19 protein-coding genes are annotated in these 20,776 nt (G+C 65.6%); 11 read left to right on the forward strand and 8 right to left on the reverse strand.

From position 1 onward, the window contains the following. The first annotated feature begins 573 nt into the window (after positions 1-573). The 5 genes from ACED67_RS18240 (at position 574) to ACED67_RS18260 (ending at position 7,057) form a co-directional block, all read left to right on the forward strand. Positions 574-1,824: a sarcosine oxidase subunit beta family protein gene (locus ACED67_RS18240; protein WP_395543153.1), complete on the forward strand. Its 1,251-nt coding sequence runs from the start codon at positions 574-576 to the stop codon at positions 1,822-1,824. Between the two features lie 175 nt (positions 1,825-1,999). Continuing rightward, positions 2,000-2,266 (forward strand): sarcosine oxidase subunit delta, encoded by a 267-nt coding sequence (locus ACED67_RS18245; RefSeq protein WP_395543154.1) that lies wholly within the window; start codon positions 2,000-2,002, stop codon positions 2,264-2,266. Next, positions 2,263-5,181, forward strand: coding sequence for a sarcosine oxidase subunit alpha family protein (locus ACED67_RS18250; protein WP_395543155.1), 2,919 nt, complete (start codon positions 2,263-2,265; stop codon positions 5,179-5,181). The genes ACED67_RS18245 and ACED67_RS18250 overlap by 4 nt, the downstream gene beginning before the upstream one ends. Continuing rightward, complete coding sequence (locus tag ACED67_RS18255) at positions 5,174-5,728, forward strand: sarcosine oxidase subunit gamma (RefSeq protein ID WP_395543156.1); 555 nt, start codon at positions 5,174-5,176, stop codon at positions 5,726-5,728. Before ACED67_RS18250 ends, ACED67_RS18255 begins: the two co-directional genes overlap by 8 nt. A gap of 141 nt (positions 5,729-5,869) precedes the next feature. Beyond that, a complete protein-coding gene (locus tag ACED67_RS18260) occupies positions 5,870-7,057 on the forward strand; it encodes a DegT/DnrJ/EryC1/StrS family aminotransferase (RefSeq protein WP_395543157.1) in 1,188 nt (395 codons plus the stop codon). A gap of 4 nt (positions 7,058-7,061) precedes the next feature. Here ACED67_RS18260 and ACED67_RS18265 read toward each other — a convergent pair whose 3' ends face one another. From ACED67_RS18265 to phaC, 4 genes are all read right to left on the reverse strand, one after another. Continuing rightward, positions 7,062-8,012 carry a LysR family transcriptional regulator gene (locus ACED67_RS18265; RefSeq protein WP_395543158.1) on the reverse strand — a complete coding sequence of 317 codons (951 nt, stop codon included), beginning with the start codon at positions 8,010-8,012 and terminating at the stop codon, positions 7,062-7,064. 10 nt (positions 8,013-8,022) lie between these two features. Next, positions 8,023-8,577: a polyhydroxyalkanoate synthesis repressor PhaR gene (phaR, locus tag ACED67_RS18270; protein ID WP_395543159.1), complete on the reverse strand. Its 555-nt coding sequence runs from the start codon at positions 8,575-8,577 to the stop codon at positions 8,023-8,025. Between the two features lie 110 nt (positions 8,578-8,687). Beyond that, complete coding sequence (locus ACED67_RS18275; RefSeq protein ID WP_395543160.1) at positions 8,688-9,137, reverse strand: Phasin; 450 nt, start codon at positions 9,135-9,137, stop codon at positions 8,688-8,690. Between the two features lie 347 nt (positions 9,138-9,484). After that, positions 9,485-11,224, reverse strand: a complete 1,740-nt coding sequence (gene phaC, locus ACED67_RS18280; protein ID WP_395543291.1) for a class I poly(R)-hydroxyalkanoic acid synthase — start codon at positions 11,222-11,224, stop codon at positions 9,485-9,487. Between the two features lie 197 nt (positions 11,225-11,421). Here phaC and phaZ point away from each other — a divergent pair, with 197 nt between their 5' ends. Next, complete coding sequence (gene phaZ / locus ACED67_RS18285) at positions 11,422-12,702, forward strand: polyhydroxyalkanoate depolymerase (protein WP_395543161.1); 1,281 nt, start codon at positions 11,422-11,424, stop codon at positions 12,700-12,702. Between the two features lie 36 nt (positions 12,703-12,738). Here the strand turns inward: phaZ and ACED67_RS18290 are convergent, their stop codons facing one another. From ACED67_RS18290 to ACED67_RS18305, 4 genes are read right to left on the reverse strand one after another with little or no spacing between them, the layout of a single operon-like run. Continuing rightward, entirely contained in the window at positions 12,739-13,449 is a 711-nt protein-coding gene (locus ACED67_RS18290; RefSeq protein ID WP_395543162.1) for an alpha/beta fold hydrolase, read from the reverse strand. Beyond that, positions 13,446-14,414, reverse strand: a complete 969-nt coding sequence (locus tag ACED67_RS18295) for an alpha/beta hydrolase (RefSeq protein WP_395543163.1) — start codon at positions 14,412-14,414, stop codon at positions 13,446-13,448. Before ACED67_RS18295 ends, ACED67_RS18290 begins: the two co-directional genes overlap by 4 nt. 1 nt (position 14,415) lies before the next feature. Next, positions 14,416-15,162: an alpha/beta hydrolase gene (locus ACED67_RS18300; RefSeq protein WP_395543164.1), complete on the reverse strand. Its 747-nt coding sequence runs from the start codon at positions 15,160-15,162 to the stop codon at positions 14,416-14,418. A 23-nt stretch (positions 15,163-15,185) separates the two neighbouring features. Beyond that, positions 15,186-15,848 carry a DNA-3-methyladenine glycosylase I gene (locus ACED67_RS18305; protein WP_395543165.1) on the reverse strand — a complete coding sequence of 221 codons (663 nt, stop codon included), beginning with the start codon at positions 15,846-15,848 and terminating at the stop codon, positions 15,186-15,188. Between the two features lie 152 nt (positions 15,849-16,000). Here ACED67_RS18305 and thrS point away from each other — a divergent pair, with 152 nt between their 5' ends. From thrS to ACED67_RS18330, 5 genes are all read left to right on the forward strand, one after another. Then, positions 16,001-17,947: a threonine--tRNA ligase gene (gene thrS / locus ACED67_RS18310; protein WP_395543166.1), complete on the forward strand. Its 1,947-nt coding sequence runs from the start codon at positions 16,001-16,003 to the stop codon at positions 17,945-17,947. 205 nt (positions 17,948-18,152) lie between these two features. Continuing rightward, positions 18,153-18,455: a BufA1 family periplasmic bufferin-type metallophore gene (locus ACED67_RS18315; RefSeq protein ID WP_395543167.1), complete on the forward strand. Its 303-nt coding sequence runs from the start codon at positions 18,153-18,155 to the stop codon at positions 18,453-18,455. A 78-nt stretch (positions 18,456-18,533) separates the two neighbouring features. Further along, complete coding sequence (gene bufB / locus ACED67_RS18320) at positions 18,534-19,382, forward strand: MNIO family bufferin maturase (RefSeq protein ID WP_395543168.1); 849 nt, start codon at positions 18,534-18,536, stop codon at positions 19,380-19,382. Continuing rightward, positions 19,379-20,104 carry an HvfC/BufC family peptide modification chaperone gene (locus ACED67_RS18325; protein WP_395543169.1) on the forward strand — a complete coding sequence of 242 codons (726 nt, stop codon included), beginning with the start codon at positions 19,379-19,381 and terminating at the stop codon, positions 20,102-20,104. Before bufB ends, ACED67_RS18325 begins: the two co-directional genes overlap by 4 nt. Further along, positions 20,098-20,625: a DoxX family membrane protein gene (locus ACED67_RS18330; protein WP_395543170.1), complete on the forward strand. Its 528-nt coding sequence runs from the start codon at positions 20,098-20,100 to the stop codon at positions 20,623-20,625. Before ACED67_RS18325 ends, ACED67_RS18330 begins: the two co-directional genes overlap by 7 nt. Positions 20,626-20,776 lie beyond the last annotated feature (151 nt).

Raw genomic sequence — 20,776 nt, forward strand, 5'->3', positions numbered from 1 at the left:
TCGTCGCCATCGACCGCGTCGCGAAAACCTATCGCAGCAAGGGCCTCTGACCCCAGCCAAAAAAGGCGAAAGGCCTGCGCCGGAGTGGACAAAGCCGCTTCGGCGCGGGCGGCGTGTCAGCGTTCAAGGGGCCGGGGCCCGGTGCTGGTCATCAGAAGGCGCGCGGGAATGGCCGGGCCGCGCCTCCTGGCGCATCAGCCCGCAGCGCCTGCGATCTGGACAGCGCGCCCGGCCAGGGTGAGTCGGGCGGGTCCTGCACCTTGCGGGAATATTGCGGTCGCGCCTGCCTGACGGCCGGGCACATCGAACATGTCGATGGGCTATTGCGGCACCGGCATGGAAGCGAATTTCCACGCCGAATATTTCAAGATGGTGGACTGAGGCAGGACCGGCCAGCGTGCCGGCAGATGGCAAGCCGCGACAGGGCCCGGGGGCGCAAGCTCTCGGGCCTTTGTCTGCCCGGGGGCCGGAAACCGACATGTGATGTCGTGCGAGGGGCAGGAATTGCCCCGATACTCTTGAATAACCTTCGCTGTCCCGGTTTCATGGCCGGGTCATCGAAAGGCGCTTCACATGCGATATTCGGGCTTCAGGGTCATCACCGAGGGGCTGTTCGGCAACAAGGGCTGGAAACCGGCCTGGCGCGACCCGGCGCCCAAGGCCGAATATGACGCGATCATCATCGGCGGCGGCGGCCATGGCCTGTCGACGGCCTATTACCTGGCCAAGAACCACGGGCTGACCAATATCGCGGTGCTGGAGAAGGGCTATCTGGGCGGCGGCAATGTCGGGCGTAACACGACGATCGTGCGGGCGAACTACTTTCTACCGGGCAATTCCGAGTTCTACAGCCACAGCCTGAAGCTCTGGGAGGGGCTGGAGGCTGACCTGAACTACAACGTGATGCATTCGCAGCGCGGGCTGATCAACCTGTTCCACTCGGATGGCCAGCGCGACGCCTTTGCCCGGCGCGGCAATGCCATGATCAACCAGGGTGATGACGCGATCCTGCTGGACCGTGAGGGGGTGCGGGAGCATCTGCCCTATCTCGATTTCGAACAGACCCGCTTTCCGATCTATGGCGGCCTGCTGCATCCGCGCGGCGGCACGGCGCGGCATGATGCGGTGGCCTGGGGCTATGCGCGCGGGGCGGATGCGCGCGGCGTCGACCTGATCCAGAATTGCGAAGTGACTGGCATCGACATCGAGGGCGGCCGCGTCACCGGCGTGCAGACCACGCGCGGGGCGATCCGGGCGAAGAAGGTGGGGATCGTGGTCGCGGGCCGGTCTGGGCAGGTCGCGGCCATGGCGGGGATGCGCCTGCCGATCGAGAGCCACATCCTTCAGGCCTTCGTGACCGAGGGGCTGAAGCCGGTGATCGACCATGTCGTCTCATTCGGCATGGGGCATTTCTACATCTCGCAATCCGACAAGGGCGGCCTCGTCTTCGGGGGCGATCTGGATTTCTACGCGAGCTATGCGGCGCGCGGGAACCTGCCCATGGTCGAGCATGTGATGGAGGCGGGGATGACGCTTATGCCGATGATCGGCCGTGCCCGCGTGCTGCGCAGCTGGGGCGGGATCATGGACATGTCGCCCGATGGATCGCCGATCATCGACAAGACCCATGTCGAGGGGCTGTATCTCGACTGCGGCTGGAACTATGGTGGCTTCAAGGCCGTGCCGGCCAGTGGCTGGTGCATGGCGCATCTGATGGCCACCGACCAGAGCCATGAGGTCGCCCGCCGCTTCCGTCTTGACCGTTTCCGCACCGGCCATCTTCTGGACGAAGAAGGCACCGGCAGCCAGCACAACCTGCATTGACCATGGCCCGGATTCCGACCCCGCACCGCCCCGCAGACCCGTCGGACGCCTCCGGCGGGAATAGTCTTGCCAAGATGAAGCGCTTTTACCCTTCATCCTGGGCCAGATGCTCCGGGATGAGGCCGAAGGCCGAGGGGCGGGGCCCCTGGGCGACCGTGACGCAAGGAGAGACCTCATGCGCCTGAAATGCCCGCTCTGCGGCGACCGCGATCGGCGCGAATTCACCTATTACGGTGCCGAGGCCTATCTGCACCGGCCCGGCCCCGAGGCTCCCGCTGCGGCCTGGGACAACTATCTGCATCTGCGCGACAATCCGGCGGGAGAGACCAAAGACCTGTGGTATCACGAGACCGGCTGCGCCCAGTGGCTTCTGGTCACGCGCAACACCGTGACGCATGAGATTTCCGCCGTGGAACTGGTGGCCGAGAGGGCAGGGCAATGAGGATCGACGGCAAGGGTCTGGTCGACCGCAGCAAGCCGCTGCGCTTCCGTTTCGACGGGCGCGATTATGCGGGCTACAAGGGCGATACGCTGGCCTCGGCGCTTCTGGCCAATGACGTGCGGCTGGTCGGGCGGTCGTTCAAATATCACCGCCCGCGCGGCATCCTGACCGCCGGCTCGGAGGAACCCAACGCGCTGGTCGAGGTGATCGGTCCGACGAACCAGACGCCGAATGTCCGCGCAACCGTTCAGGAGGCCTTCGAAGGGTTGGAGGCGCGCAGCCAGAACCGCATGGGCAGCCTGCGCTTCGACCTGCTGGCGGTCAATGATCTCGTCTCGCCCTTCCTCTCGGCAGGCTTCTACTACAAGACCTTCATGTGGCCGCGCGCCTTCTGGGAACGGCTGTACGAGCCGGTGATCCGCCGGGCGGCGGGCCTGGGCAGCCTGTCTGGCAAGCATGATGAAGGCGCATATGAAAAGGCCTTCGCCTTCTGCGATCTCTTGGTGATCGGCGCCGGGCCCGCGGGGCTGATGGCGGCCCTGACGGCGGCGCGGGCCGGGGCGGATGTGATCCTGGCGGAAGAGACGCCGCGCCTGGGCGGGCGGCTTCTGGCCGAGGGCGGCGTGATCGGCGGCCAGCCGGCGGTGGATTGGGTGGCGGGCGTTGCGGCGGAGCTGGCAAGCCTGCCGAATGTCCGAGTGATGACCCGCACGACCGTGACCGGCGCCTATGACAATGGCACCTATGGCGCGCTGGAGCGGGTCGGGTTGCACCGCAAGGCGCGGCCCAACCTGCCGCGCGAATGTTTCTGGCGCATCGTCGCCGGGCGCACCGTGCTTGCGGCAGGGGCGCTAGAACGCCCGGTGGCCTTCCCGATGAACGACCGGCCCGGCGTGATGATGGCGGGGGCGGTGCGGTCCTATCTGAATGTTTACGGCGTCAGCCCCGGCAAGCGGGTGACGCTTTTCGCCAATACCGATGCCGCACGCGGCGTGGCGCGCGATCTGATGGCGGCGGGTGTCACGGTGGCCGCGATCGTGGACCCGCGGCCCGAGGCTTCGGCGCTGGAGGATTGCCCGGTGCATCGCGGTGCGGTCGTCACCGGCACGCGGGGCCGGCATGGGCTGCGCGAGATCACCGCGCGGCGGGCCAATGGCGAAGAGATCCGTATCGAGACCGATTGCCTGGCCATGTCGGGCGGCTGGAACCCCTCGGTCCACCTGACCTGCCACATGAACGGCCGTCCGCGTTGGTCCGACGATCTGGCGGCTTTCGTGCCCAGCGAGGGCGCGGTGCCGGGGCTAGTGGCGGTGGGCGCCGCCAATGGCGCCATGTCGACCCATGGCGCGCTGGCCAGCGGGCAGGCGGCTGCCGTGGCGGCGCTGCAGGCGCTGGGGCGCAAGGCCAAGGCCGGGGCGCTGCCAGAGGCAGAGGATGCGCCTTACCAGATCAGCGCGATCTGGGATGTCGGCGGCAAGGGCCGGGCTTGGCTGGACTTTGCCAATGACGTGACGACCAAGGATGTGAAGCTCTCGGCGCAGGAGAATTTCCGCAGCGTCGAGCATATGAAGCGCTACACCACCCAGGGCATGGCGCCGGATCAGGGCAAGAATTCCAATGTCGCCGCGCTGGCGGTGCTGGCCGATGCCACCGGACGGTCGATCCCCGAGACCGGGACCACGACCTTCCGTCCGCCCTATACGCCGGTGTCTATTGCCGCGATGGGCGCGGGCGGACGTGGGGCGGGGTTCGCGCCGCAGCGCTTTCTGACCAGCGATCAGGCCAGCCGCGACCGGGGCGCGCCGATGATCGAGGCCGGGCTGTGGTATCGCCCCTCCTATTTCCCGAAGCCGGGCGAGGCGACCTGGAAAGAGGCCTGCGACCGCGAAGTGAAGATGGTGCGCGAGGCGGTGGGGGTGGCCGATGTGTCCACGCTGGGCAAGATCGACATTCAGGGCCGGGATGCCGCACGGTTTCTGGACCTTGTCTATACCAACACCTTCTCGACCCTGCCTGAAGGCCGGGTGCGCTATGGCCTGATGCTGCGCGAGGACGGGCTGGTCTTCGATGACGGCACCACGGCGCGGCTGGGCGAAAATCACTTCCTGATGACCACGACCACCGCCGCCGCCGGGCCGGTGATGCGGCATCTGGATTTCGTGCATCAGGCCTTCTGTGCCGGCTGGGACCTGCGCTTTCTGTCGGTGACCGAGGCCTGGGCGCAGTTCGCGGTGGCCGGGCCGAAGGCGCGGGCACTGCTGAACTCGCTGCTGGATGAGCCGGTCGCGGACCTTCCCTTCATGGGCGTTGTGCCGATGCGGGTGGGCGGCGTGGCGGGGCGGCTGTTCCGCATCTCGTTCAGCGGCGAAGAAGGCTATGAGATTGCGGTGCCGACCCGCTATGGCGAGGCCTTGTTCCGCGATCTGGTCGCCCGGGCCGAAACCATGGGAGGCGGACCCTACGGGATGGAGGCGCTGAACGTCTTGCGGATCGAGAAGGGCTTCATCACCCATGCCGAGATCCATGGCCGCGTCAGCGCCGACGATATCGGCATGGGCAAGATGGTGAGCGCCAAGAAAGACTGCATCGGCAAGGCGGCGGCGGCGCGGCCTGGCCTTTGGGGGCCGGATCGCGAGCAGCTTGTCGGGCTGCGGGCGCTGGAGCCGATCACGGCAGGGGCGCATCTGTTCAAGCCGGGCTTCGCCGCCGAGCGCGAGAATGACGAGGGCTATGTGACCAGTGTCTGCTGGTCGCCCACGCTGGATGCCTGGCTGGGCCTCGCCTTCCTGAAGGACGGTCGCGCGCGGCATGGCCAGACGGTGCGGCTGGTCGATCATCTGCGCGGTCGTGACGTGCTGTGCACGGTGGAGAACCCGGTCTTCCTGGACCCTGACGGAGGGCGGATGCGTGCCTGAACTGATCGCGAAAGCCCCCCTGGAGGGGCAGGCGCCGCTGGCGCTGGCAGACGTGACCCTGACGCCGCTGGCGATGCAGGAGATCTGGTCCATCGCCCTGTTTCCGGGCCAGACCAAGACGGCCGAGAAGGTGCTGAAGCCGCTGGGCCTGGCCTTTCCGGCGCCGGGAGGCTGGACGGAGGGCAAGGGGGGCGCGCGGCTGGTCTGGACCGGGCGCGCGCAGGCCTTCCTGTTCGGCGCGACGGCGCCGGAAGCGCTGGCGGGCGTCGCGGCGGTCACCGATCAGTCCGACGCCTGGGCGGGGTTCGGCCTGACGGGCGCGGGCGCCGAGGCGGTTCTGGCGCGGCTGGTGCCGGTCGACCTTCGGCTGGCCGCCTTTCCGGCCGGCAGCGCCATCCGCGCGCCTTTGAACCACATGTCGAGCGTGATCCTGCGGGCTGACGAGGGATTCGAAATCTACTGTTTCCGCTCGATGGCCCGCACCGCCTGGCACGAGCTGGCCGAAGTGCTGCACCGGCTGGCAGCGCGCGGCGCACAGGCGGTGTGATCGGGAGAATATTCTACCTTATCTGGTAGACGTGGCATGATTTACTGGCGGAAAGCGGCCGGTTGTTACAATTGTCACTGGCGTGTCACTTCGCGCGTGTTTACACAGAACCTGAAGCAGAGTTTCAGGAAAGCTGAAAACATGGCCCCCGATGGACAGATTCTCGCCCCGAATGTCTATGATGCAGAAGCCATTCCCGATGCGGCGCGGGCCGAAATCGACCGGCTGCTGACCTCGGGCGATCTGTTCCGCTACACCGCGCCCAAGGATGCGCCCGTGGCGCTTTTGGAGGCCGAGTTCGCCGAATTGATGGGGTCGCGGTTCGCGCTGGCCGTTTCGTCCTGTTCGGCGGCGCTGTTCCTGTCGCTCAAGGCGCTGGACCTGCCGCGCGGGGCCAGGGTTCTGATCCCGGCTTTCACCTTCGCTGCCGTGCCCTCATCGGTCGTTCATGCCGATTGCGTGCCGGTTCTGGTGGAAGTGGGTGAGAATTACCGCGTCGACATGGAAGATTTTGCTGCCAAGCTGCCGGGCGCCGATGCGGTGCTGATCAGCCATATGCGCGGCCATACCAGCGATATGGATGCGATCATGGCGCTGGCCGATGCGGCGGGCCTGCCGGTGATCGAGGATGCGGCGCATTCCCTGGGCACGGAATGGCATGGCCGCAAGATCGGCACGATCGGCAAGGTCGGCTGCTTCAGCTTCCAGAGCTACAAGATGGTCAATGCGGGCGAGGGTGGCATCATGATCACCGACGATCCCGAAGTGGCGGCGCGGGCGATCATCATGTCGGGCGCCTATGAGGAGAACTGGAAGAAACATCCGGGCCTCGCCAATTCCTGCGCCCATTGGCAGAACAAGCTGCCGCTCTATAACCTGCGGATGCAGAACCTTTCCGCGGCGGTGATCCGGCCGCAATTGCCGCTGGTGGCCGAGCGGGTGGAAAAGGGCCGGGCGAACCATGACCGCGTGGCCGAACGTCTGAACGCCTCGCCCTGGCTGACCGTGCCCGAACCGCTGGGGCCGGAGCTGCGCGCGCCCGACTCGATCCAGTTCAATCTGAAGGGCGACTGGTCGGATGACGAGGCCCGCGCCTATCAGCGCGCCACCAAGGCACGAGGGATTTCGGTGCAGGTCTTCGGCTTGAGCGAAGGCAATGCCCGCGCCTTCTGGAACTGGCAGTTCCTGGGCGATGTGGAAGAGATGCCGCGCACCCGCGCCATGTTGATGCGCGCCTGCGACGTGCGCCTGCCGACACGCCTGACCGAGCCGGAACTGGACTATATCGCCGAAGCGCTGGTGTCGGCGGCGGTCGAGGTCAAGGGCTGAGCGTCTAAAGCACCGCCAGCGTGCCGCCCAGCCAGGGCCAGGCGGCGTGCAGGGGCGGAAGCACTTCGGTGGCGATACGCTGGCGCAATAGACCCGCGATCTGGCCGGGCACTTCCTGCAGCACGCCCGAACGGGCCGAGAGCGATATCGAACGGTCGAAGGGTTCGAAGGGCAGGGGCTGCACCTGCACCGCCCCCCGAAAGCGCCGCGCCTTGTGCAGCGCGAGCGGCGTCAGGATCGCCCAGCCCGCCCCCGCCGCCACCATGGCCAGGATGGCGTGATAGCTGTCGAGCTCGAATCGCGATGCCGGGCGCAGGCCCAGCCGCGCCAGATGCGCGCTGATCTGGCGGCCCATCAGATGGCGGGCGGTGTAATGGATCAGCGGCAGGCCCTCGGGCGACTGGCCGGGCGGGGTGACCGCGACGAAGGGTTCGCGCAGGATCGGATGTACCTCGCGCCAGCCCGCTTCGGCCGAAGGATCGTCGGGCAGGTCGGCGGTGACCGCCACGTCCAGCGCGCGGGTTTCGAGAAGGTCGATGAGGCGGTGGGACGGGCCGGTTTCCAGAAGAAAGCGGCACCCCTTGAGCGTGACAGCAAGGTCCGACAGAAGATGCGGCGTCACGTCGGCCTCGAAATCCTCGATCATGCCAAGCCGCAGCGTTGTCAGTCCGGCAAGATCGGCCCGCGCCAGTTCGGCCCGCGCCTCTTGCGCTGCATTCAGCATGATCTGGGCGTGGCGTCGGAACATGGCGCCCGCGGGCGTGACCTGAAGGGGACGGGCGGAGCGGTCGAGCAGGGGCGCGCCAAGCGCGGCCTCAAGGCCGGAAAGCTGCTGGCTGACCGCCGAGGGGCTGACACCCAGCCGCCGCGCGGCGGCAGAGATCGCGCCTTCCTCGGCCGCGGCGAGGAAGACTTCGATCCCCCACAGGGTGACGCGGCCTTCGGCCTCGGCCATGCGCGGCCTCTTACAGCTTGGAGAGCTTTGCCTGCAGCTCGGCCAGCTGCTTCTTGATGTCGGCGATGTCGTCTGGCTTGCCCTCGCCCGCATCCTCGCGCTCGGGTCCCGAGGATGCCCAGCCGGGCACGCCGCCCATCATCGTCTTGAGAAAGGCTTCCTGCTGCTTGCGCAGCGCCTCATAGCCCGGCATCGAGGTCATCGGGTTCGGGAAAGCGGCCAGATTCTCCATCATCTTCGACTGGCTGTTGCGCAGCATCTCGAAGCTTTGGGCCAGGAATTGCGGCATCACCGATTGCATCCCGGTGGCATAGCTGCGCACCAGATCGGTCAGCACATCGACCGGCAGAACATTCTCGCCCTTCGATTCATGCTCGGCCACGATCTGGAGGAGATATTGCCGGGTCAGGTCGTCGCCGGATTTGAGATCGACAATCTGAACTTCGCGCCCCTTGCGGATGAAGCCCGCGATATCCTCAAGCGTGACGTAGTCGGAGGTTTCGGTGTTGTAGAGGCGCCGGCTGGCATAGCGCTTGATCAGCAAGGGCTTTTCACTATCGGCCATTCTGCGGTCCTCCCCCAATTTGCAGTCGCAGAGAAGCTTAAGGGCGGTGCGGCGCAAAAAGCAAGGGCGGGCTCAGAGAGCCCGCCCCTGTATTGTCCGTTGTCCGGGCCTTACTTGGCGGCCGAGGCAACCTTCTTGGCGACGGTGGTCACGTCAGCGGTGGCTTTCTGCACGGCGGCAGAAGCTTCGGCCGACATGTCCTTGCCCGCGGCGAGCATCAGCTCGACGGTTTCCATCTGCACCTTCTTCGCCACTTCGGCGAAGGCGGCCATGTTCTCGGCAGCCATCTCGGCAGCGGCCGAAGCGAAATCGGTCGCGGCCTTGGTGTAATCGGCCGGGTCGGCCTTGGCCTTGGCGACGTCGCCGATCTTGGCCAGCGCGTCTTTCGCCCATTTGGACGAGATTTCGGTCGACTTTTCAGCCGCGTCCAGAGCGACCTTGGCGAATTTCTCGCCGAAAGCAGCTTGGCTCTTGAAAGCGTTCTGGAAGGCCGAGGCGTCCACGGGGAAAGCCGCCATCATGTCTTGCATCACTTTGGTGAAGTCGGGGGTCTTGGTCATTTCGGTAACTCCTGAAGGAAGGGTTCGCCTGTTTCCTGAGCGTCATATACATGCTGCGGCGCAGCATTTCAAGGATATTTCTGCAATGCAGCATTACCATCGGCGCATCACGGCGTCATGACACGCAAGCTGCGGGCGAGTGACGCAACGGCAGTTGGGCCACAGGCACAAGTGGTTGAAGCATCAGCCTTTCGCAGTCGCGGCATTGATCCGCGCCAATGGCGGCTTCCGGCGCGTGCCACCTGCGCAGCTTTCGCCCGGCGCGGGCGCCAGGGTCTGGAGACGAAAAAAACGTCGAACCCCGGCCGCTGTGGCAACTGGGACCAGCCCGGCCGGGGCGCCACGAATCAGCCGCTCATCACGTCGGCGCGCGGCAGGACATAGGTGCCGGGGGCAGGGGCCAGGATTGTTGCGCCCTCGCCAGGCTGGCGGGCCTTGATCATCGGGCCCGAGGATTTGGCCAGCCATTTGCCCCAGCGTGGCCACCAACTGCCCTCGGTGAAATCTGCGCCCTTGAGCCAGTCTTCCGGCTTGCCCTGCAAGGCCGCGTCGCTGGTGTAATGGCCATACTTGCCCTTGGAGGGCGGGTTGATGATCCCGGCGATATGGCCCGACTGCGACAGGATGAAGGTCTTGTCCTTCGATCCCATCTGCTTGACGCCGTTGAAGCTGCCGCGCCAATGGGCGATGTGGTCGGTCTCGCAGGCGATGGCGCAGAGCGGCACTTTCACCCCGGCCAGGCTGACCGGGCTGCCGAAGACCGGAAAGGTGCCTTTCGCCAGTCCGTCCTGTTGGCAGAGGCCGCGCAGATATTCGACAGCCATCTTTGCGGGCAGATTAGTGCTGTCGCCGTTCCAGTAGAGCAGGTCGAAGGCGGGCGGCGCCTCGCCCAGCATGTAGCTCTTGATCGCGGGCGAATAGATCAGGTCGTTCGAACGCAGGAACGAGAAGGTGCGCTGCATGAACAGGCTGTCGAGAATGCCATCCGCGGCCGACTGCCGTTCGATTCCGTCGACGAAATCGTCGTTCAGGAAGACGCCGACTTCACCCGGATCGGAAAAATCGGTCAGGGTCGTGAAGAATGTCGCGGTCTTTACGGTCTTGTCGCCGGCCTTCTCAAGATGTGCCAGCGCGAGCGACAGGGTCGTGCCGGCGATGCAATAGCCCACGGCGTTGATCTGCGGCTCGCCGGTGATGCGGCGCACCTCGGCCATGGCGCGCAGATAGCCGTCGCGGATGTAGTCATCCATGCCGATGCCGGCATAGGAGGCGTCGGGATTGATCCAGGAGACCACGAACAGCGTGAAACCCTGATCGACGATCCATTTGACCAGCGAGTTCTGGGCCTTGAGGTCCATGATGTAGAACTTGTTGATCCAGGGCGGAAAGATCAGCAGCGGCACTTTATGGACCTTCTCGGTCGTCGGCGCGTACTGGATCAGTTCGAACATATGATTGCGATAGACAACCGAGCCGGGGGTGGTGGCAAGGTTGCGTCCGACCTGAAAGGCCTGCTTGTCGGCCAGTGTGACGATCAGTTCTCCGTCATTGGCCTCGATGTCGCGCACCAGGTTTTCCAGGCCCCGCACCAGGCTTTCGCCATCGGTCGCCACTGCGCGTTCCAGCGCATCGGGATTGGTTCCAAGGAAATTCGTCGGGCTGAACATATCGACGATCTGGCGGGTGAAATAGTCGACGCGGCGGCGGTCTTCCGGTTGCAGACTTTCCATATCGGCCACGGCGGTGGTCAGCGCCTCGGCATTCATCTGGTACTGCTGTTTGAGGTAGTTGAAGAAAGGATGTGTTTCCCAAAGCGGGTTGGCGAAGCGGCGGTCCTTGGGGCCGGGATCGGGTGGAGCCTTAAACTCGCCCTTGGCCAGAACCTGCTGCGCCTCGACATAATGCTTCAGCGTCTTGCCCCAATAGCCGATCTGATGTTCCAGAACGCGGGCGGGATTTTGCATCATTTCCGCAAGATAGGCGGCGGTGGCCTTGAGATAGACATCGGTGGAAGGGCCGCTCAATGCCGGGTCATGCGGCTTGCGCCGCGCCAGCGCGACCGCTAGCCGCTTGGACAGGTCATCCATCCGGGCGAGATTGGCGTTCAGCCTCTCCTGTCGCAGGGAAGCCTCATCCTTTGGTCCTGCTGGTGCTGCATCAGCCGAAGCAGTTGTCTTGCTCACCTTTCCCCCCTAATCTTGCTGCTGCGCAGCATACACCACCGGACACGGGAAGGGGCACGCGACGCATCGCCGGGGGCCCCTCTCCCGGGTAAGGAGACGAGATGAAGTATATGGCGACCTACGACGTCATGGAAAGCGCCCGCAACACGAATGAGTGGCTGGGCGCCTCGGCCCGGGCCTTTGCCAGCTATCCGATCTTTGCGCTGTCGATGAATCCGTTCCTGCCCCTGATGGCGGCCTGGGGCGAAGTCGCCGAACGCAGCTTCGCGCGCATGATGGTCAAACCCGACTGGGGCATCCGCTCGATCGTCGGCCCGGACGGGCAGGACCATATCATCGACGTGAAGACCGTCGTCGAGAAACCCTTTGGCAATCTGATCCAGTTCTTCGTGCGCCGCCGCGCCCCGATGGCCCGCAAGATCCTGCTGGTTGCGCCCATGTCGGGCCATTACGCCACGCTGATGCGTTCGACCGTCGCCTCGCTGCTGCCCGATGCCGATGTCTTCGTGACCGACTGGCACAATGCCCGCGACATTCCGATGAGCGAGGGCAAGTTCGATGTCGAGGATTACACCCTCTATCTGGTCGAGTTCATGCGCGCATTGGGGCCTGACACCCATGTGATCGCGGTCTGCCAGCCCGCGCCGCTGACCCTGGCGGCGGTGGCCTATCTGGCCGAAGAGGATCCCGAAGCCCAGCCGCGCAGCATGACGCTGATCGGTGGCCCGATCGACCCCGACGCCGCCGCGACCGAAGTGACCGATTTCGGCCGCCGCGTGACGATGGGGCAGCTGGAGCATCTGGCGATCCAGCGCGTCGGTTTCCGTCACAAGGGCGCAGGGCGGCTGGTCTATCCGGGCCTTCTGCAACTTGCCGGCTTCATGTCGATGAATGCCGACCGCCATTCCAAGGCCTTCGCCGAGCAGATCCTGCGCGTGGTGCAGGGCGAGGCGGGCGACCATGACGCCCATAACCGCTTCTATGATGAATATCTTGCCGTCATGGATATGACGGCGGAATTCTACCTGACGACGGTCGAGCGCATCTTCAAGAACCGCGAAGTGGCGCGCAACGTCTTTACCGTTGGCGGCAAGCGCGTGGATATCGGCAAGATCACCAAGGTCGCGGTGAAGACGGTCGAGGGCGCGAATGACGATATCTCGGCCCCTGGCCAATGCGTCGCCGCGCTGAAGCTGCTGACCGGCGTGCCGGAGACGAAAAAGACCAGCCATCTGGAACCCGGCGCGGGCCATTACGGCATCTTCGCGGGCAAGAGCTGGCGGTTGAACATCCGGCCCTTGGTGCTGGCCTTCATCGACGCGAATTCCGGCCGTCCGCGCCCGCAAAAGGCCGTGCCGATCAAGCTGGCCTCGTCGAACTGAGTGCGAGGCGATCCTGCGTCGCAGGATCGCCCCGCCCTAGCGCAGCAGCAGCGGCCCGGCCAGAAAGGCGCGCAGCGATGCGGTGACGGTTTCGGGCTGCTCGAGCTGCGGCATGTGGCCCGCGTCTTCGATGCTTTCGAACCGCGCCACGGGCATCAGCCCGGCCAGAAACTCCTGCCGCCGTGGCGGCACCAGCCGGTCCTCGGTCCCGGCCAGGATCAGCGCGGGCAGGCGCAGCTTGCGCAGCGTTCTCTGCTGATCGGGGCGGCGCTGAAGGGCGCGGGTCTGGCGGATATAGCTGGCCAGCCCCAGCCGCAGCCCCATATCGGCGCAAAGCGCCAGAACCTCGTCGCGCCATTCCGTCGCGGCCAGCGCCGTGGCGGGCAGGTCCTGCGCCAGCGCCTCGGCCAGACGCCCCGCCCGCGCCGTCACCAGCCTCGCCTCACGGCTGGCGGCCACGGTGGGCGGCTCGGCCAGGGGATCGGTCGAGACAAGGGCGATGCGGCTGACCCGCTCAGGCGCGCGGCGCAGGATGTCCAGCGCCACCTCGCCGCCAAGCCCATGGCCCAGCAGCGCGAAACGCGGCGGCAGGGCGGACAGGGCGGCCAGGCTCATCTGTTCCACCGTCTCGGCGCCGTTGGGCAGGATCACCGTCACCGGCCGGTCGGCGCCGAGATCGACGATCTGCGGCATGAAGCCGCGCGCATCGGCCATGAATCCGGGCAGGACGACCAGCGGATCGGTCATAGCCCGCGCGCCCAATCCAGGATCAGGGCGACGGTTTCCTCGGTCTGGCCTGGGGAAAGGATATCGCCCGCGATGACATGGCTCCACGGGTCGTCGCCGGGGCGCATGTGGCGTTTCTCGATGCGGACAGGGCCGGCCCAGGCCTTGGTCACGGGCCAGATCGCCGCAGGGTCGATCACATGGTCTTCGGGCGAATAGAAGACCAGAAGCGGCGCCTTGGCCTGGGCATAGTCCTGGCCCCGCGCCTCGCGCAGCAGCGCCGCCATGGGGAAGGCGGCGGAGGAGGGGTATGCCGTCGTCCAGTAGCGCGCGTGATCCGGGTTTTCCGGCGTGAAGCCGATGGTATTGCCCGCCAGCCACGGCCCCCAGAGCCGGGCCCATGGCAGGTCAAGAATGATCGCGGCGCGGTTCTGGACGCGAAAATTGGGCGAGATCATCACGATCCCGGCCAGGTCGGCATTCATCTGCGGGTCGGTGGCGGCCAAAGCGGCCAGGGTGGCGCCGGTCGAGGTCGCGATCACCAGAACCCGCTCGCCCAGCCTGCGGCCGATGGCCAGCGCTTCGGCAGTATCCTCGATCCAGTCACCTGCCGTGGCTTCGGCCATCGCGGCAGAGCCGCGGCCATGCCCGGCAAGGCGGGTGTAGAAAAGGTTCGCGCCAAGGGCCTTGGCCACTTCGTCCGGGACGGGGCGGATTTCCTGAAGCGTGGCCGAGAAGCCGTGCAGATAGACGATGGCGAGGGGCGTTCTGGCGCCTTTCGTCCCGGCCCAGAGGATGCGTTTGGCCGTGCCGGGGATGATGTCGGGGAAGCGGGCTTCCTCTGCTGCAAGATAGGCTTCAAGATCATCGGGCAGGGTTGCGGCATCGAAGCTGATCGTGCGGTCGACCGGCTCGACAGGGGCAATCACCCAGGCAAACCCGATCATCGCCAGCAGGATCAGAAGGATCGCGCCCGCCCGGCGCATCCTAGGCGCCGTCCAGCACGTCGGCGACCGAGGCTGCGATCAGCGCCAGACAGTCGGGCGTCGAGAAACGGTGATCGGCATCGCGCATCAATGTCAGGCGGATGTCGGCGCCGCTGGCATGGTCCAAAAGGTTCAGGGCAACCTGCGGCGGCACATCGGTATCGGCGGTGCCTTGCAGGAAACGCACGGGGAAGGGCAGGGGCAAAGGCGCGGTCAGCACGCGCTGCTGCGCGCCATCGTCGAACAGCTTGCGGGTGAAGACATAGGGAGCGCCATAGTCGGAGGGCAGGGCGGTGCGGCCTGTCTTCTGCACCTCTTGCCGCTGCGCCTCGGTCAGCTCCTCCTCCCAGGTCCGGGTGGTGAAATCGGGCGCGGCGGCGATGGTGACAAGGCCCGCGATCCGGCCCGGCGGCAGGGCTTTTGCCATCAGAAGCGAGATCCAGCCGCCCATGGACGAGCCGACCAGGATCTGCGGCCCCACCGTCTGCGCTTCGATCATGGCGCGGGCATCTGCCGCCCAGTCGCCGATGCAGCCCTCCTCGAATGCGCCCGAGGATTGGCCATGGCCGGAATAGTCGAAGCGCAGGAAGGCATGGCCTCGGGCGCGGGCCCAGTCTTCCAGAAACACCGCCTTGGTGCCCTGCATGTCAGATTTGAAGCCGCCGAGAAAGACGATGCCGGGCGCGGTTCCGGCGGTTTTGACATAGGCCAGACGGCGTCCGGCAGGCGTCGTGTGAAAGTCGGGCATTGGGGTCTCCTGTCGCGGGCAGCCTAGCCCGCGTCGATCGACTGCGCCAGAACCCGGCTGATCTGGTTGAGCGGCAGGCCCGATTCCTCCTTCCAGCGGTTGAACGCGGTCTGGATCGCCTTCATCGCCTTTGCCGAGGTGGCGGCGCCGGAGATCACATCTTCCGCCTGCAACCGCGCCACCACGTCGCGCGACAGGATATAGCCCTCTTTGCCCATGACCCGCAGCATATAGGCCCCGGTCGAGCCGCCAAGACGGCTGAAGCGGGCGTTCAGATCGGCCAGCAGGCCTGCGAAATCGCTGACAGGCCAGTCGGCGATGCGGCGGCCAAGGCCCGGATTGGCGGCAAGCTCGGCCCCGTTGTCGCGGATCGCCACGATCTTGGCACCCGAGCGGATAACGCGCGGGTCCGAGAGCAGGGCGTCCAGCGCATCGCCCTCAATCATGGCCACTCGGGCGGGGGTGAACCCCTGGAAGGCTTCTTCGATGCCTGGCCATTTCGCCTCGACCACCGACCAGCTGATCCCGGCCTGAAAGATGCCGCGCGCCATCTGCGCCAGCCAGCGGTCATCTTGGATGGCCGCGATCTCTTCGGCGGATTTCACCGCCATCGCGCCGGCAAGCACGGCCTCGCGGCTGCCCTTGCGTGCGATGGCGATGTCCAGGATTTCGGCGAAACTGCGCATGAAGGCCCCACAGGCGGATCGCCCCACGCTGCCAGATCGGCGACGGGGCGGCAAGGCGGGGCTTGACGGCGCCTCCGGGCAAAGGCAATCAGTCGCCCGACATAACCCGCAACCGGGCGTTTCGTTGGCGCCAGAACGACGAGGACAGGCTCATGGCCCAAATCTCCCTCACCTTCCCCGATGGCAACAAGCGCGATTACCCGGCCGGGGTGACCGCCGCCGAAGTGGCGCAGAGCATCGCGCCCTCGCTGGCCAAGGCCGCGATCTCGGCCCAGCTGAACGGTAAGCATTGGGATCTGCAATGGCCGATCACCGCAGACGCCAATATCAGCCTGAACACGCTGAAGGATGACGGCCCGGCGCTCGAGCTGATCCGCCATGACTGCGCGCATATCATGGCCCGCGCCGTGCAAGAGCTGTGGCCCGACACCAAGGTCACCATCGGCCCGGTGCGCGATTACGGCTGGTTCTACGATTTCGACCGGGCCGAGCCCTTCACGCCGGAAGACCTGGGCGCCATCGAAGCGCAGATGAAGAAGATCATCAACGCGCGTGAACCCGTCCGCACCGAAGTCTGGTCGCGCGACGCGGCGGTGGAATATTACCGGGGCAAGGGCGAGCCCTTCAAGCTGGAGCTGCTGGACCGCATCCCCGAAGGCGAAGACATTCGCATGTACTGGCATGGCGACTGGCAGGATCTGTGCCGGGGGCCGCATTTCCAGCATACCGGGCAGGTGCCCGCCGACGCCTTCAAGCTGACCCATGTCGCCGGGGCCTATTGGCTGGGCGACTCGTCTCGTCCGATGCTGCAACGCATCTATGGCCTTGCCTTCAAGAACCGCGACGACCTGAAGGCGCATCTGCACATGCTGGAAGAGGCGGCCAAGCGCGACCACCGCAAGCTGGGCCGCGAGATGGACCTGTTCCATATGCAGGAAGAAGCGCCGGGCCAAGTCTTCTGGCATCCGAACGGCTGGACGATCTACACCACGCTGCAAGACTATATGCGCCGCCGCCAGCGCGCCGATGGCTATGTCGAGGTGAACACGCCGCAGGTGGTGAACCGCAAGCTCTGGGAAGCCTCGGGCCATTGGGAAAACTACCGTGAGAACATGTTCATCGTCGAAGTGGACGAGGAAGGCGCGCGGGAAAAGGTGATCAATGCGCTGAAGCCGATGAATTGCCCCTGCCATGTGCAGATCTTCAATCAGGGCATCAAATCCTATCGCGACCTGCCGCTGCGCATCGCCGAGTTCGGCTCTTGCGCCCGCTACGAGCCTTCTGGTGCCTTGCATGGCATCATGCGGGTGCGCGGCTTTACCCAGGACGACGCGCATATCTTCTGCACGCTTGAGCAGATCGAGGCCGAGAGCCAAAAGTTCATCGAATTCCTGGCGCGGATCTATGCCGAGCTTGGCTTTGACAAATGGCGGATCAAACTGTCGACCCGGCCGGAAAAGCGTGTGGGTTCCGACGAGATCTGGGACAGGATGGAAGCGGCGCTGGCCAATGCCGTCACGGCGGCGGGGCACAGCTATACGATCTTCCCCGGCGAAGGTGCCTTCTATGCGCCCAAGCTGGAGTTCGTGCTGACCGATGCCATCGGCCGCGACTGGCAATGCGGCACGCTGCAGCTTGACCCGAACCTGCCCGAGCGGCTGGATGCGGCCTATATCGGCGAGGATGGGGCGAAACACCGGCCCTTCATGCTGCACCGCGCCGTGCTGGGGTCGTTCGAGCGCTTCATCGGCATGATGATCGAGAACCACGCGGGCAAGCTGCCCTTCTGGCTGGCACCGCGTCAGGTGGTGGTGGCCTCCATCGTCTCGGATGCCGATCCTTTCGTGACCGAGGTCGTCGAGGCGCTGGTCAAGGTGGGGGTGCGGGCCGAGGCCGACCTGCGCAACGAGAAGATCAATTACAAGGTGCGCGAGCATTCCGTCGGCAAGGTTCCGGTCATCCTTGCGGTGGGGATGAAGGAAGTCGAGGAGCGGACTGTTTCAGTCCGCCGTCTGGGTGAAACACGCACCGAGACGATGGGCTTTGAGGCAGCAGTGGCCGAATTTGCCAAGGCGGCCCTGCCGCCTGACCTCGCCTGAGGTCAATTTATTGATCTGAAAGGAAAGGCCGTCGCGTGCTGTCGCGGCGGCCTTTCTGCTTCGGCGCAAGGGAATTGCGCGTTACGCGGTCACGAAGAAATTTTGTGGCCGTTTATGGCGTAATGCTGCCGGGGGTCTTCGCCGTAAGGAAGGCCGTATCGCGAATGAGGCGATGCGGAAACCTTCTGAACGGGGAGACCCAGACATGACGATCCAAGCGAAAACCCTGGCCGTGGCTTCGGCGCTGGCCTGTGCGATGACCGTGCAACTGACCGGCGCGGCCAAGGCCGAGGATATGGAGAAATGCTTCGGCGTGGCGCTGGCCGGGCAGAATGACTGCAAGGCGGGCGAGGGCACGACCTGCGCCGGGACCTCGAAGGTCGACTATCAGGGCAATGCCTGGAAGCTGGTCCCGGCCGGCACCTGCACCACGATGGAACTGCCTGCGGGCAAGGACGGCATGGCGCGGATGGGCAGCCTGGAGGCCCTGGACCGCGACATGATGTAAGCGCCCTTGGCCGATCCCCGGGGGGCTTTCCGCTCCCCGGACCCCCGAGAATATTCGCATCAGGATGAAGGGCGAGACATGTTCGATCCGATCGAAGGCGGTTTGCCCCTGCGGCCCGGCGTGGGCTACAAGCCGCAGCATTTTTCCGCGCTTCTGGCCGATCCGGGCGCGGTGGGTTGGCTGGAGATCCATGCCGAGAATTACATGGGCGCGGGCGGACGGCCCTTGGCGCAGTTGCGGCACCTGGCCGAACGCTTTGCGATTTCTGTCCATGGCGTCGGCCTGTCGATCGGCGGCGAAGGGTCATTGGACGAAGATCATCTGGCGCGGCTGAAAGAGCTGTGCGCCTGGCTGAACCCCGCGAGCTTTTCCGAGCATTTGGCCTGGTCGACCCATGACGGGGCCTTCCTGAACGACCTTCTGCCCTTGCCCTATACCGCGGCCACGCTGCGCCGGGTGGCCGATCACATCGACCGCGTGCAGGAGGTGCTGGGACGGCGGATGCTGTTGGAAAACCCGTCCTCCTACCTCGCCTTTGCCGAGGCCGAGATGGCCGAAGTTGAATTTCTGCAAGAAATTGCCGGGAAGACCGGGTGCAGACTGCTGCTGGATGTCAATAATGTGCATGTCTCGGCGGTGAACCAGCAGATGAGCGCGGAGGCCTATATCGACGCTTTCCCGCTGGATATGGTGGGTGAGCTACATTTGGGCGGGCATCATGCGGATATCGACGACATGGGCGCGCCGCTGTTGATCGACAGCCATGCCGCGCCGGTCGATGGCCGGGTCTGGACGCTGTATCGCCGGGTGATCGCCCGGGGCGGGCCAAGGCCGACGCTGATCGAATGGGATGATGATGTGCCGGAATGGCCGGTTCTGGCGGGCGAGGCGGCCCTGGCCGGCGCGGTGCTGGAGGGCGCGCGATGAGCGAGGCCGGTTTCGTCGCGGCGCTGTTGGACCCGGAGCTGCCGGAGCCTGCGGGCTTGGTGGGGCCAACCGGGCGGCCCGCCGGGCGCCGCTTCGACATCTATCGCAACACTGTGGCGGGCGGGCTGATCAAAGCTCTGGAGGCGGGGTTTCCGGCGGTGCGGAAACTGGTGGGCGAGGCATTTTTTGCCGCGATGGCCGGGGTCTTCCTGCGCGCCCATCCGCCGCAAAGCCGCATCCTGATGCTGTATGGTGCCGCATTCCCCGATTTTCTCGCGGGCTTCCCGCCAGTCGCGCATCTGGCCTATCTGCCAGATGTGGCGCGGCTGGAGCAGGCACTCCGCGAAAGCTACCACGCGGCCGACCATCGGCCTGCGGGACTGGAGGCTTTCTCGCCGGAGGATCTTCTGACGTGCCGCCTGTGTCTTGCGCCCTCGTTGCGGCTGATCCGGTCGGACTGGCCGGTTCATGCGATCTGGGCGGCGAATATGGCGGGTGGGCCGCCGCCCCTGCCTGGCCCGCAAGACGTGCTGATGCTGCGGCAAGGGTTCGATCCAGCGCCGAATCTGCTGCCGCCGGGCGGCGGGGCCTTTGTCTCCGCGCTGCTGGCAGGGCAGGCGCTGGGCGATGCGATCGAGGCGGGCGGCGATGGATTTGATGCAGGCGCCGCTCTGGGGCTGCTTCTGGCGCAGGGCGCCGTATCGGGGGTGGAAAGATGCTGATCTGGGCGCGGATGACGGCCGCTCTGGAGCGTCAGGACGATCTGCTGGCGACGTTGGCCCGGCTGGTCTTCGCCGCGGTGCTTCTGGGCTATTTCTGGGCCTCGGGCCTGACAAAGATCGGCGACGGGCTGTTCTCGCCCTCGGCCGGGGCCTATGCGCAGATCTTCCCGCGCCAGCTTGAGGCGGCGGGCTATGATTTCGGACGTCTGGGCGGTTTCGCGACGCTGGTGGTGCTGGCAGGCACCTGGGCCGAGCTGCTTTTGCCCCTGCTGATCGTGCTGGGTCTGGCCACGCGACTGGCGGCGCTCGGGATGATCGGTTTCATCATGGTGCAGAGCCTGACCGACATCTACGGCCATGGCGCGGCGGCAGGGGCATGGTTCGACCGGGCCTCTGACGGGCTGATCGCCGATCAGCGTGCGCTTTGGTTTATGCTGCTGCTTGTTCTGGTGCTGAAAGGGGGAGGGCCCCTGTCGTTCGACCAGCTTCTGGGCAGGCTCTGGCTGCCGCGCGCCGAATAGTGCCAAATTCCTTGATTTTCTGGTTCGAGGTGGCATTCTGAGCCGCAGTAACGACAGACTTTCTGACTGCCTCTCTCTGACGAAAGGCCGAAAGACCTGGCGGCTACGCCCGGGGCAATGACGCCGACGGGAAGTTTCGAATGGGGAGAGA

The sequence above is a fragment of the Neotabrizicola paludis genome (genome assembly GCF_044142105.1).
In the GTDB taxonomy this organism is placed as follows: domain Bacteria; phylum Pseudomonadota; class Alphaproteobacteria; order Rhodobacterales; family Rhodobacteraceae; genus Pseudogemmobacter.

Excerpts from the sequence above, each read along its gene's own strand:
- ACED67_RS18240 (WP_395543153.1), top strand. The coding sequence starts at position 574 with ATGCGATATTCGGGCTTCAGGGTCATCACCGAGGGGCTGTTCGGCAAC.
- ACED67_RS18245 (WP_395543154.1), top strand. The coding sequence starts at position 2,000 with ATGCGCCTGAAATGCCCGCTCTGCGGCGACCGCGATCGGCGCGAATTC.
- ACED67_RS18250 (WP_395543155.1), top strand. The coding sequence starts at position 2,263 with ATGAGGATCGACGGCAAGGGTCTGGTCGACCGCAGCAAGCCGCTGCGC.
- ACED67_RS18260 (WP_395543157.1), top strand. The coding sequence starts at position 5,870 with ATGGCCCCCGATGGACAGATTCTCGCCCCGAATGTCTATGATGCAGAA.
- ACED67_RS18265 (WP_395543158.1), bottom strand. The coding sequence starts at position 8,012 with ATGGCCGAGGCCGAAGGCCGCGTCACCCTGTGGGGGATCGAAGTCTTC.
- phaR (WP_395543159.1), bottom strand. The coding sequence starts at position 8,577 with ATGGCCGATAGTGAAAAGCCCTTGCTGATCAAGCGCTATGCCAGCCGG.
- ACED67_RS18275 (WP_395543160.1), bottom strand. The coding sequence starts at position 9,137 with ATGACCAAGACCCCCGACTTCACCAAAGTGATGCAAGACATGATGGCG.
- phaC (WP_395543291.1), bottom strand. The coding sequence starts at position 11,224 with ATGGATGACCTGTCCAAGCGGCTAGCGGTCGCGCTGGCGCGGCGCAAG.
- phaZ (WP_395543161.1), top strand. The coding sequence starts at position 11,422 with ATGAAGTATATGGCGACCTACGACGTCATGGAAAGCGCCCGCAACACG.
- ACED67_RS18290 (WP_395543162.1), bottom strand. The coding sequence starts at position 13,449 with ATGACCGATCCGCTGGTCGTCCTGCCCGGATTCATGGCCGATGCGCGC.
- ACED67_RS18295 (WP_395543163.1), bottom strand. The coding sequence starts at position 14,414 with ATGCGCCGGGCGGGCGCGATCCTTCTGATCCTGCTGGCGATGATCGGG.
- ACED67_RS18300 (WP_395543164.1), bottom strand. The coding sequence starts at position 15,162 with ATGCCCGACTTTCACACGACGCCTGCCGGACGCCGTCTGGCCTATGTC.
- ACED67_RS18305 (WP_395543165.1), bottom strand. The coding sequence starts at position 15,848 with ATGCGCAGTTTCGCCGAAATCCTGGACATCGCCATCGCACGCAAGGGC.
- thrS (WP_395543166.1), top strand. The coding sequence starts at position 16,001 with ATGGCCCAAATCTCCCTCACCTTCCCCGATGGCAACAAGCGCGATTAC.
- ACED67_RS18315 (WP_395543167.1), top strand. The coding sequence starts at position 18,153 with ATGACGATCCAAGCGAAAACCCTGGCCGTGGCTTCGGCGCTGGCCTGT.
- bufB (WP_395543168.1), top strand. The coding sequence starts at position 18,534 with ATGTTCGATCCGATCGAAGGCGGTTTGCCCCTGCGGCCCGGCGTGGGC.
- ACED67_RS18325 (WP_395543169.1), top strand. The coding sequence starts at position 19,379 with ATGAGCGAGGCCGGTTTCGTCGCGGCGCTGTTGGACCCGGAGCTGCCG.
- ACED67_RS18330 (WP_395543170.1), top strand. The coding sequence starts at position 20,098 with ATGCTGATCTGGGCGCGGATGACGGCCGCTCTGGAGCGTCAGGACGAT.